This is a genomic window from Micromonospora sp. KC207 (genome assembly GCF_004348615.1).
In the GTDB taxonomy this organism is placed as follows: domain Bacteria; phylum Actinomycetota; class Actinomycetes; order Mycobacteriales; family Micromonosporaceae; genus Micromonospora.
Map to the genome: position 1 here is coordinate 1 of NZ_SMKJ01000327.1, position 7,086 is coordinate 7,086.

A 7,086-nucleotide genomic window follows, 5' to 3' on the forward strand; every position below is an offset into this window, starting at 1 on the left:
GGGGCACCGCCCACTCCTGAGGCAGCCCGGTCAGGTACGCGAACCCGGGCGCGAACCCGCAGAAGGCGACCCGGAACCGGGTGCCGGTGAGGCGGGCGACCACCTCGGGCACGTCCACCCCCCAGTGGCCGGCGACGACGGGCAGGTCCGCCCCGTCGTACGCGACGGGCACTTCTACCTCGGCGGCGGCCCCACCGGCGGGCGTCGCCGCGTCGGTTGGTCGCGGCGTCCAGCCGGCGACGAGCGCGGCGGCCCGGCCCGGGTCGGGCACCCCGTCGAGCAGCACCGTGCGGGCCGCCGGGACGATCTCGACGGCGGCCAGTTCGCCGGCCGCCCGGCGGTGCCACAGTTCGGCGCGCCACGCCTCCACCTGGTCGGGGTCGTCGCAGTCGAGCAGCAGGGCGTACGCGCCGACGGGCCGGATCCGCATCCCGTCATGATCTCCGATCGGCGGGCCGGGCAGGGGCGTAGGACCCCTCTGATCCCGCGACGATCGGCACTACTTGACGGTAACCTACGGTGCCGTAACCTAGGTGTGTGACGACCTCCGCACCGCTTCGACTCAAGCCGGTCGACATCGGGAAGCCGCGGATGCGCGGCTGGCTGCACACCTACGCGTTCTTCGTCGCGCTCGTCTGCGGCATCGTGCTCTGCTCCATCGCCGCCAGCCGTCCCGGCTGGGCCCCACTGGTGAGCTGCCTCATCTACAGCCTGACCGTCTGCGGCCTCTTCGGCACGAGCGCGCTCTACCATCGCCGCGTGTGGTCGGAGCGCGGCTACCAGATCATGCGCCGGATGGATCACTCGATGATCTTCATGTTCATCGCCGGCACGTACACCCCGTTCTGCGTCCTGTTGCTGGACGTCCGGCAGGCGACCACCATGCTCGCTCTGGTGTGGGGTGGCGCGCTGGGTGGGGTGGCCCTGAAACTGGTCTGGCCACACGCGCCACGCTGGGTCTCCGCCCCGCTCTACCTGGCGCTCGGCTGGGTGTCGGTGGCGATGCTGCCGCAGATCCTGCACTCCGGCGGCGTGACCGCCCTGGTGCTGCTCGCCCTCGGCGGCGCGATCTACAGCGTCGGGGCCGTCCTCTACGCGCTGCGCCGGCCCAACCCGTGGCCCACGGTCTTCGGTCACCACGAGTTCTTCCACGCCTGCACGCTGGTGGCAGCGATCTGCCACCACATCGCGATCTACTTCGCCCTGTTCGCCTGAGCCACCGGCCGGAACCCGCGCCGCCCGCCCCGCCCCGGTACCGGGGGGCAGCACCGGCCACCGCGACCGCGCCGAGCGGCCCGCTGGGCACACGCCGGGGGCCCCGCGCCGTTGCGGGGCCCCCGGGGTCCTGAGCGGTCGTCGGCCCGTACGCCGGGCCACGGCGATCAGACCGTACGACCCGGGCGACGCACCTCGCGGTACTCCTGGACCACGGGCTCGCCCTGCACCGGCACGACCCGATCGGCGACCACCCGGTTCTCCCGCACCGGCGTGGCGACCACGGTGCGGCGGCCCCGGTTCCAGAAGTGCAGGGTGGTGAGCAGGCCGACGACCCCGGCGAGCATCAGCACCCAGCCGACGACGCCGAGGTTCAGCCACCCCAGGTCGGCCTGTACGGCGAACGCGAAGATCGCACCCAGCGCGATGAGGAAGATGCTGGCACCAATGCCCATTTTCGTCGCCTCCTTGGCTATCAGCTGGCGTTGCTACCCGCCGCGGCCATGGATGAGGTTGCGGCATCCATCGACATACCCAGGCGCTCCGATCGTCAATCGGGCAAGCTGGGGCCATGACGGACGCCGGAGGGACGTTACGGACACTTGTGCTGCTACGGCACGCCAAGGCGGAGGCACCGGGGATTGGCCCGGACATCCGGCGCCCCCTCACCGCGCGGGGGCACGCGGACTCGGCCGCCGCCGGTGCCTGGCTGGCCCGGCACGGCCTGCTTCCCGACGTGGTGGTCTGCTCGGCCGCGAGGCGCACGCGGCAGACCTGGCACGGGGTGAAGCTGGGCATGACCGGTTCGCCGGACGAGGCCGGGCCCGCCGGCCCCGCGCCGGTGGTTCGCTACGAGCCGGGCGCGTACGAGGCACAGCCGGCTGAGCTGCTGACGCTGGTCCGGTCGGCCCCGGCGGAGGCGTCGACGGTGCTGCTGGTCGCCCACAACCCGGGTATCTCGCTGCTCTCGGCGTTCCTCGACCCGGAACGCGCCGACCAGGAGGGCCTGCGCACCAGCGACCTGGTGGTGCACCGCACCCGGCTTACCTGGGCCGAGTTGCTCCGCGCCGACATCACCGCCCGCCACACCGCCCGCGCCTGACGTGCAAGGAAGGGCCACCTGTCAACGCGTTCCGTTGTACAGGGCCCCCTGTCAACGCGGCGATTCCGCCGGGCCGGAGCAGGGCGGGTGGCGGCCGGTCGCGTCCAGGCAGCGGCAGGGACTGTCGCGGGCAAGCAGTGGCAGGGACCCCGGTGCGACCGGGGCCCCTGCGGCACGGTGGCGCTCAGGAGGGCGGTGCCGTGGGCGGAGGCGGGTCGGGCGGAGGCGGCATCATCGCGGTCGGATGCGACAGCCGGTTCTCCTCCACGATGAGGGTCCGCGCCCGCTTGCGCCGGTCCTGCCAGAACCAGAGCGTGGTGAGCAGCACGGCCAACCCGGCCAGGATGAAGACCCAGCCGACCGCGCGTACGTCCACCCACCAGACGTTGGCCCGGATGGCGAAGGTCAGGATCGCGCCGATGGCGATGAGGAAAATTCCACTACCAATGCCCATGTACGCTGCACCCCCACGTGCGGTGGCTCTGGGCGTTCACTGACGACGTCCGGGCCTCGGTTACCCGCCCGGCGGGGCTAGTACCCGGGATGCGACCGGCGATAGCGGACGTCCGGCGCACCGGGTCGAGGAGCAGGCTCGCGGTGCGACCGGCGCGGCCGGCGAGTTGGGGGACTCGCCGGCCGTCCGGGGGCCGCTGTGGTGCGTCAGCGGCTCAGAACGCGTCCTCCGGGAGGTCCATCAGCTCCAGGTCGGTGCTCTCGATGATCCGTCGGTCGGCGCCGAGGCGGGGCAGCACCTCGCGGGCGAAGAACTTCGCGGCGGCCACCTTGCCGGTGTAGAACGCCTTGTCGGCGGCGGAGACCTCGCCGGCCAGGGCGCGCAGGGCGACGTCGGCCTGGCGCTGGAGCAGCCAGCCGACGACCAGGTCGCCGACCGCCAACAGGAACCGGCGGCTGCTGAGGCCCACCTTGTACAGCGCCCGGGCATCGCCGCCCTGCGCCTCGCCCAGCCAGCCGGTCAGCACGCCGAGGATGTTCTGGACCTCGGCGAGTGCCTTGCCGAGCGCCTGCCGCTCCTGCTTGAGCTGACCGTTGCCGCCCTCGGAGGTGATGAACTCCTGGATCTCGCCGGCGACCGTCATGAGGGCCTTGCCGTTGTCCCGAGCGATCTTGCGGAAGATCAGGTCCAGACTCTGGATCGCGGTGGTGCCCTCGTACAGGGTGTCGATCTTGGCGTCCCGGACGTACTGCTCCAGCGGGTAGTCCTGGAGGAAACCGGAGCCGCCGAAGGTCTGCAACGCCTCGTGACCGAGCATCTCGTACGCCCGCTCGGAGCCGACGCCCTTGACCAGCGGCAGCAGCAGGTCGTTGACCCGCTTGGCGATCTTCGTCGCCCGCTCGTCACCGGCCGCCTCGGCGATGGCGACCTGGTCCTGCCAGGAGGCGGTGTAGCAGACCAGGGCGCGCAGGCCCTCTGCGTACGACTTCTGGAGCATCAGCGAGCGACGCACGTCCGGGTGATGGGTGATGGTGACCCGGGGGGCGGTCTTGTCGGCCTGCTGGATCAGGTCGGCGCCCTGGACGCGGTTCTTGGCGTATTCGAGGGCGTTCAGGTAGCCGGTGGAGAGGGTGGCGATCGCCTTGGTGCCGACCATCATCCGGGCGTACTCGATGATCATGAACATCTGCCGGATGCCGTCGTGCTTCTCGCCCAGCAGCCAGCCCTTTGCCGGCACGCCGTGCTCGCCGAAGGTCATCTCGCAGGTGTTGGAGACCTTGATCCCCATCTTGTGCTCGACGTTGGTGGCGTAGACGCCGTTGCGCTCGCCCAGCTCGCCGGTCTCGGCGTCGAAGTGGAACTTCGGCACGACGAAGAGCGACAGGCCCTTGGTGCCCGGGCCGCCGACGCCCTCGACGCCGACCGGACGGGCCAGCACGTAGTGCACGATGTTGTCGCTCAGGTCGTGCTCACCGGAGGTGATGAAGCGCTTTACGCCCTCGATGTGCCACGAGCCGTCCGGCTGCGGGAGCGCGCGGGTGCGGCCGGCGCCCACGTCGGAGCCCGCGTCGGGCTCGGTGAGCACCATCGTGGAGCCCCACTGCTTGTCGATGAAGAGCTTGGCCCACTTCTTCTGCTGCTCGGTGCCCTCGACGTGCAGGACGTGCGCGAAGGACGGGCCGGAGGCGTACATCCAGACCGGGGCGTTCGCGCCGAGCACCAGCTCGGCGAGCGACCACCAGAGGGCACGCGGGGCGTTGGTGCCGTCGAGCGCCGGCGGGAGGTCCAGCCGCCAGAACTCGGAGTCCATGAACGCCTGGTACGACTTCTTGAACGACTCCGGCAGCGGCGCGGTGTGCGTGGCCGGGTCGAAGACCGGGGGGTTCCGGTCGCTGTCCGAGTAGCTGGCGGCCAGGTCCTCGCGGGCGAGGCGGTCCACCTCGGCGAGGAAGCTGCGCGCGGTGTCGACGTCGAGATCCGAGTACGGCTCCTGGCCGAACGCCCGGTCCGCCCCGAAGACCTCGAACAGGTTGAACTCGACGTCCCGGAGGTTGCTCTTGTAGTGGGTCATGCTCGCTGGCCCCGCTTCCGGACAGGTGTTACCGATCAGTAACTCCGACTGTATTACTCACGGGTAGGCAGCGACAAGCCGATTGTGGAAGTGACGGCGATTACACACCCGCGATTCGCCCGTTCCCCGGCCGGCACGAGCGAACGGCGGAGCGGGGGCGGAAGCGGGTGGCGGAGACGGGCCGCTCAACCCTCCGCCGCGCCGAGTTCCCAGCTCGGCACGGGGGCGGTCACCCCGCCGCTGTGGCCGGCGTACTCCATCAGGACCAGGGCGATGTCGTCGTCGAGCCGGCCGTGCACCCACTCGACCAGGGCGGTTTCCAGCGAGGCCAGCCCGTCGCCGACCGTGCCGTGGCCGAGCAGCCGCCAGGCCCGGTCGGCCGTCGGGAAGAACTCGCCGTCCCGGCGTGCCTCGCCGAGGCCGTCGGTGAAGAGCAGCAGCCGGTCGCCCGGCTCCAGGCGCTCGACCCGGGGGCGTACGACCGGCATGAAGCCCAGCGGCGGCGCGGGCGCGGGCGGTTCGAGGGGGATCACCGCGCCCCGGCGCAACAGCAGCGGCGACGGGTGGCCGCAGTTGACGATGGTGAGTGTCCCGCCCCGCTCCTCGACCAGGGCGGCGGTGACGAAGTCCTCGTCGCCGACGTTGCGGGCCACCGCGCGATCCAGGTCGGCGACCACCGCCCGCAGGTCGGCCCGCTCGTACGCGACGTGCCGGTACGAGCCCAGCACGATGCTGGCCAGCCGCACGGCGTCCAGGCCCTTGCCCCGCACGTCACCGATAATCATGCGTACGCCGTACGGGGTGTCGATCGCCTCGTACAGGTCGCCGCCGATTTCGGCCGTCGCGGTCGAGGAGATGTAGCGCCCGGCCACCGCCAGGGTCCCCACCTGCGGGCCGAGCGGACGCAGCACCGCCTGCTGGGCCACCGCCGCCAGTTTGGACAGCTCGGCGATCTGCTCGGCCTGCCGCTGCCGCACGGCGGCCACCGCCGCCGCGATCCCGGTGGCGAGCGCGATGCCGGCCACGTTGACCGCGGTGACCAGGGACGTCCTCGGCTCGGTGAGGACGAAGGCGCACCCGATCGCGGTCGCGGCGGCCCCCACGCCGAGCACCACCCGCCAGGAGGCCAGCGCCGCGGCGAGGAAGGGAGCGGCGACCATCAGCGCGACGTAGTGCGCCGCCCGGCCGTCCGCCAGCTCCACTGCGGAGATGATCGCGAGCAGGACGAGGGCCGCGCCGAGACCGGCGCGGGATCCGGGGCTCAGCGGGCCGCGGCCCGACTGAAAGGCATGCGTGCGTACGAGGGACAGCATGCCTGATGGACGTGAACCGGTGAATGAGCCTGGCCCGTCGGCCGAGGATGTTCTGACCGGCCGGATCGGGGCGCCCGACGGTCCGGCACCGATTGCCCCGTCCCCGGCCGACGTCATCGCGTCAGCCCAGGACCTCGTACTTCACGGTCAACGCGCCGACGTCGACCGATGCGATGGCCGCGAACGCCGCCCGGGACAAGTCGAGGCAGCGGCCGTCGACGAACGGGCCCCGGTCGTTGATCCGCACGGTGACCGACTTGCCGTTGGCCGGGTTGGTCACCCGCACCTTCGTGTCGAACGGCAGCGTCTTGTGGGCGGCGGTGAGGGCGCTCGGGTCGAAGTTCTCCCCGTTGGCCGTGAGCTGCCCCTCGTCGTAGAAGGACGCCCCACACGAGCCGCTGTCGACGACGTTGCGGGTCGGGGCGGGCTTCTTCGTCGTGGCGGCCGACCTCGGCGCGGCGGTGCGCGGCCTGCTCCGCGAGGCGGCCTGGCTCCGGGTGGCCTTCGGGCTGACCGTGACGGTCGGCGACGGGCTGGCGCTCGGCGAGACGCTGGCGCTGGGCGACGCCGACGGCACACCCGGGGTGGCCGGGACGCTCGCCGGGGTGTTCACGGCCGACTGCGGGGCAGCCTCGCCGGAGGTCAGCCGCACCGCGCCGACGGTGCCGCCGACGGCGAGTGCGACACCGACGGCCGCGGTGGCCGCGATCCCGGCCGGGGAGGAGAACAATCGGGTACGGGAGTGCCTGCCTACCACCGGCCCGGTCCTTTCGTCGTGGAGAACAAACCGGCCCGGACCGTAACGAGAGAAGCACTTCCGAAGTCAACGTGATCATGGTGCTATGTTCGGATTTGGCTGCATACGTGTGGCCGATCATCCGAGGCGACGTGGCCCGCTCGGTCCCGGGCGGGCGGGCCCGATCCACCGGGC

The 7,086-nt window shown here is 71.8% G+C and carries 8 protein-coding genes; 2 read left to right on the plus strand and 6 right to left on the minus strand.

Translation table 11 applies throughout. From position 1 onward, the window contains the following. The coding region (locus E1258_RS28040) for a carboxyltransferase domain-containing protein (protein ID WP_132406415.1) at positions 1–430 on the minus strand (430 nt) is incomplete at its 3' end. A 107-nt stretch (positions 431–537) separates the two neighbouring features. On the opposite strand from E1258_RS28040, the gene E1258_RS28045 reads away from it, so the two are divergent. Then, the gene (locus E1258_RS28045) at positions 538–1,215 is read left to right on the plus strand and encodes a hemolysin III family protein (protein ID WP_132406417.1); all 678 of its coding nucleotides are present in this window, start codon (positions 538–540) and stop codon (positions 1,213–1,215) included. Positions 1,216–1,382: 167 nt separating this feature from the next. Here E1258_RS28045 and E1258_RS28050 read toward each other — a convergent pair whose 3' ends face one another. Continuing rightward, complete coding sequence (locus E1258_RS28050; RefSeq protein WP_132406419.1) at positions 1,383–1,670, minus strand: DUF6458 family protein; 288 nt, start codon at positions 1,668–1,670, stop codon at positions 1,383–1,385. A 116-nt stretch (positions 1,671–1,786) separates the two neighbouring features. Here E1258_RS28050 and E1258_RS28055 point away from each other — a divergent pair, with 116 nt between their 5' ends. Beyond that, positions 1,787–2,317 (plus strand): histidine phosphatase family protein, encoded by a 531-nt coding sequence (locus E1258_RS28055; RefSeq protein WP_132406421.1) that lies wholly within the window; start codon positions 1,787–1,789, stop codon positions 2,315–2,317. Between the two features lie 184 nt (positions 2,318–2,501). Here the strand turns inward: E1258_RS28055 and E1258_RS28060 are convergent, their stop codons facing one another. From E1258_RS28060 to E1258_RS28075, 4 genes are all read right to left on the minus strand, one after another. Beyond that, positions 2,502–2,771: a DUF6458 family protein gene (locus E1258_RS28060; RefSeq protein WP_007073918.1), complete on the minus strand. Its 270-nt coding sequence runs from the start codon at positions 2,769–2,771 to the stop codon at positions 2,502–2,504. Positions 2,772–2,985: 214 nt separating this feature from the next. Continuing rightward, positions 2,986–4,842, minus strand: a complete 1,857-nt coding sequence (locus E1258_RS28065; RefSeq protein WP_132406423.1) for an acyl-CoA dehydrogenase — start codon at positions 4,840–4,842, stop codon at positions 2,986–2,988. Positions 4,843–5,027: 185 nt separating this feature from the next. Beyond that, positions 5,028–6,155, minus strand: coding sequence for a PP2C family protein-serine/threonine phosphatase (locus tag E1258_RS28070; protein ID WP_132406425.1), 1,128 nt, complete (start codon positions 6,153–6,155; stop codon positions 5,028–5,030). Positions 6,156–6,276: 121 nt separating this feature from the next. After that, complete coding sequence (locus tag E1258_RS28075; protein WP_132406427.1) at positions 6,277–6,912, minus strand: septal ring lytic transglycosylase RlpA family protein; 636 nt, start codon at positions 6,910–6,912, stop codon at positions 6,277–6,279. Positions 6,913–7,086 lie beyond the last annotated feature (174 nt).

What these genes read in the sequence shown, in the direction of transcription:
- E1258_RS28050 (WP_132406419.1), bottom strand. Translation starts at nt 1,670, where the DNA reads ATGGGCATTGGTGCCAGCATCTTCCTCATCGCGCTGGGTGCGATCTTC.
- E1258_RS28055 (WP_132406421.1), top strand. Translation starts at nt 1,787, where the DNA reads ATGACGGACGCCGGAGGGACGTTACGGACACTTGTGCTGCTACGGCAC.
- E1258_RS28060 (WP_007073918.1), bottom strand. Translation starts at nt 2,771, where the DNA reads ATGGGCATTGGTAGTGGAATTTTCCTCATCGCCATCGGCGCGATCCTG.
- E1258_RS28065 (WP_132406423.1), bottom strand. Translation starts at nt 4,842, where the DNA reads ATGACCCACTACAAGAGCAACCTCCGGGACGTCGAGTTCAACCTGTTC.
- E1258_RS28070 (WP_132406425.1), bottom strand. Translation starts at nt 6,155, where the DNA reads ATGCTGTCCCTCGTACGCACGCATGCCTTTCAGTCGGGCCGCGGCCCG.